This is a genomic window from Helicobacter sp. (assembly GCF_029067145.1).
In the GTDB taxonomy this organism is placed as follows: Bacteria; Campylobacterota; Campylobacteria; order Campylobacterales; family Helicobacteraceae; genus Helicobacter_D.
In genome coordinates, this window is sequence record NZ_JAIEFA010000091.1 from 1 (window position 1) to 3,590 (window position 3,590).

The window sequence follows — 3,590 nt, forward strand, 5'->3', positions numbered from 1 at the left end:
TAATATAGATTTGCAAGATTGTAAAATTGATATATTAAGGCAAGTTTGCCAAAGCAATCATAATGTTTATGCTCCATTTTATAACTCTTTTGAAAATAAGCGCGGAGCATTTTTGTTTAAATTGTGCAAAGAAGTGAATTTAGAGAAATTTATGATTGAGTATGCTTATAAAAATCATTTCATAGATAGGCAAGTGCGAAATACTATGCATTCTTGTTCGCACAATTTCGCTAAAACACATTTTTTTGAAGATAGGAGATTTTATAATCTCTCGTCAAATTGGAATCTAATTGGTGCAGATTCTAAAAGTATAGAATCGTTGCAGCTACAATACCCTAAGACAATTGTAATTGGACTTTTAAACCAATGTAATGTGAATTGCCCTTCTTGTCCGTGGTTTGGATTGAAACATCAAAAAACGCACACGAATGATTATTTTAAAACCAAAAAGCAGCTTTCAAGTGATAAGGTTTATGAGATTTTAGATTTTGCTAGTAAAGGTAAAAGCAGAGTGGTTTTTTCTGGACCGGGAGAGCCGCTTTTGGATTTTAATTTATTGGATTATGTTCAATATGCAAAAAAAATTGGTATTCGGCATATAGCATTAGCAACAAATGGCATTATGCTAACCCTAAAAAACTTTAAAAAATTGTTAGATGGAGGAATTGATTTTTTTGAAATGATGGTTAGTTTTTCAAAAGATATTTATATGAATTGCGATAAGGATTGTATTACAAAGTATCAATCTGCTTTGTATGACATTGCGTATTTTTTAGAATCTTTAGAATGTAATGCAAAGATAAAATTAGCCATTTTATATGAGAAAGAATCTCTAAAAGAAGCTTTAAAATTTTTTCTTTCTATGCAACAATTTAGTAGGTTAGAGTGCCAAATCGCCTATCACGATGCAAGTGAAAGTGGTTGGGTAGGAGAAACTCGCAATCAAAGACATACTTGTAGCGCACCTTTTGCAAATCTTTATGTTTTTCCTGATGGCTCTTGTGGAGTTTGTGATATGCAACGCGCTTGGCTTGGGAGAAAGCAGGTTGAGAGTTTTTGCATTGGCAATATTTATCAAGAGAATTTAGAGCAAATTTGGCAAGGAAAATTACATCGGCAAATGCAACAAAAACATTTCAACTTATCCTTTGATAAGATTTGTGAAATTTGTGGAAGCTGGTGGAATGAGGAATCTTAAAAGGAGAAATTATTTATCATACGAGCTTGGGTGTTGATTGTCTGCAATCTACTTGGTGCATAGGCGTTTTTAAGTAAAGTTGTTATAATATCAACATTTTTTAATTTATAGGGTGTAGCGATGTGCGGTATCATTGGTTTAGTAGCTTTGGGGGATTTACAAGAAGTAAAAGAGAAATTTACTAATGCACTTTCTTTGCTTTCTCATAGAGGACCAGATTTTCAAGATTTTATATGCTATAAGCGGTGTTTGTTAGGACATACGCGCTTAAGCATTATTGATTTAGATTCGCGCTCCAATCAGCCTATGGAATATCAAGATAAGTATGTTCTAGTCTATAATGGAGAAATTTACAACTACAAAGAGTTGCGAGAGGAACTCTATTTGCAAGGATATAGATTCCACACACAAGGCGATGCAGAGGTGCTACTCTGTGCTTATGATTTTTGGGGCGAAAAATGTGTAGAGTATTTCAATGGTATGTGGGCGTTTGCGCTTTTGGATAAGGCGAAAAATAAACTTTTTTGTAGTCGGGATAGATTTGGCGAGAAGCCATTTTTTTATTACAAAGACGACAAGAAATTTATTTTTGCCTCTGAAATCAAGGCGATTTTGCCCTTTTTGAAAAGCGTAAAAGCAAATATTCCCGCGATGATTCCCTTTATCGTGCGAGGGAATGTAGATTGTTACAAAAACGAGACATTTTTCAAAGATATTTATCGTTTGAATCCTAGCCAAAATTTGGTAGTGGATTTAGAGAATCTTGACTTTCAAACATCGCTTTATTATGAGATTGCCTCACAAGAGATTCACGCGCAGAATCCAGCACAGCATTTAAGAATACTTTTAGAGGATTCTATTAAGTTGCGCTTAAGAAGTGATGTTCCCATAGGGAGTTGTCTAAGTGGTGGGTTGGATAGTTCCTGTGTGAATGCGCTTATCGCAAGACTCAATCCAAACAAAAATAATTTTGTCGCCATTCACGCAAAAAGCACATTGAAAGAGAATGATGAAAGCGAATATGCTAAAAGAGTGGCGGAATGTCTAGGTGTAGAATTATGTATCGTAGAGCCAAGCAAACAAAACTATTTGGATAATTTAGAAGCAGTGATGTTGGCACAAGATGAGCCTTTTGGTAGCACTTCGCTTTATATGCAATATCTTGTAATGCAAAAAGCGCGCGAATTAGGAATCAAAGTAATGTTTGATGGGCAAGGGGCTGATGAGGTGTTTTTGGGATATGAGCATTACTTTAAATATATCTATAAAGAGCTGCGAGAGAGAGGAAAGGACGAATGTTTCTTTCAAAATCTGAAGAAATTTAGATATTCCAACGAAGCAATATTGAGTGGGTTAGATGGCATAGAGGACTTTGAGATAGCCTTTTCTCGTATCTTAAAGGGGAGTAATATCCAAGCAAAATATCTTAGTAAAGAGGATTTATGCGAATTGTTTGGCTATACAAACTTCGCTAGTTTTAATAGAGAAGTCATTATGCAAACAGGTTTGCAAAGTTTATTACGTTTTGAGGATAGGGATTCTATGGCGTTTAGTGTGGAGAGTAGGTTGCCTTATTTGGATAGTAGAATCGTGGATTTCGTGTTGAATCTCCCTGTGGAAGTGAAATTTCAAGGAGGCTATTTGAAGTATTTATTGAGAAAGGCTTGTGAAGATTTGCTGCCAGCGGATATTATTTGGCGATATAATAAACTAGGCTTTGAATCTCCACAAAGATATTGGTTTGATGATTTAAGGGAATCTATGAAAAATGTCATCAAGGATTCTTTAATTATTCAAGAAATTTTCATAAAACCCGATATTAGAGAAGATAATTTTTTGTGGAGATTATTTAATATTGCTAAATGGGAAAGGTTACATAAGGTGGAGCTATGAAAAAAATTTGTGTGATTGCAGAAGAGGATTTATCCACTTCACGGCAAAAGAGGCTGTTGGATTTGCTCTATGGTAAGTTTATTTTAACGGGAATCGGGCTAGAAGCAGTACCTTATAAAGATATTGAGATTCTTTCCTACCCACATGCGATAAAGAGAAATGCGGAACAAGAAGCAGAGTTAGAGAGAAATGTAGCCAAAAAAGACTATATGAAACTTGTGAAAATCCCCAATAGAATGATTATTGAGAAGTATTTGCAAGAGAGAAGTTTTGATGCCATCTTTTGTAAAGATTTAGTGCTGCTACCTTTTGTTATAGAGAATAAAAAAAATGCAAAGGTCATTATGGATTGTAGGGAATATTACCCTGGAGAGCAAGGTGATGAGCGTTGGAAGCGACTTTTTGCGGGGTTTAATGACTGGCTTTGCCAAACCTACCTCCCCCAAGCCGATTATGTCTATTCTGTTTCACAAGGAATCGCAGAGGAATATACAAAAAA

General features: G+C 35.1%; 2 protein-coding genes and 1 pseudogene. All 3 read left to right on the forward strand.

The genetic code is table 11. The annotated features are described in order from the left end of the window. The coding region (locus K2N75_RS08630; protein ID WP_297681712.1) for a radical SAM/SPASM domain-containing protein at positions 1 to 1,198 on the forward strand (1,198 nt) is incomplete at its 5' end. Between the two features lie 120 nt (positions 1,199 to 1,318). Continuing rightward, positions 1,319 to 3,091 carry an asparagine synthase (glutamine-hydrolyzing) gene (asnB, locus tag K2N75_RS08635; RefSeq protein ID WP_297681714.1) on the forward strand — a complete coding sequence of 591 codons (1,773 nt, stop codon included), beginning with the start codon at positions 1,319 to 1,321 and terminating at the stop codon, positions 3,089 to 3,091. Next, positions 3,088 to 3,590, forward strand: a pseudogene (locus K2N75_RS08640) (capsular biosynthesis protein); the annotation flags it as partial. The gene asnB and the pseudogene K2N75_RS08640, both read left to right, overlap by 4 nt.

Coding starts and splice junctions, on each gene's coding strand:
- asnB (WP_297681714.1), top strand. CDS start 1,319: ATGTGCGGTATCATTGGTTTAGTAGCTTTGGGGGATTTACAAGAAGTA.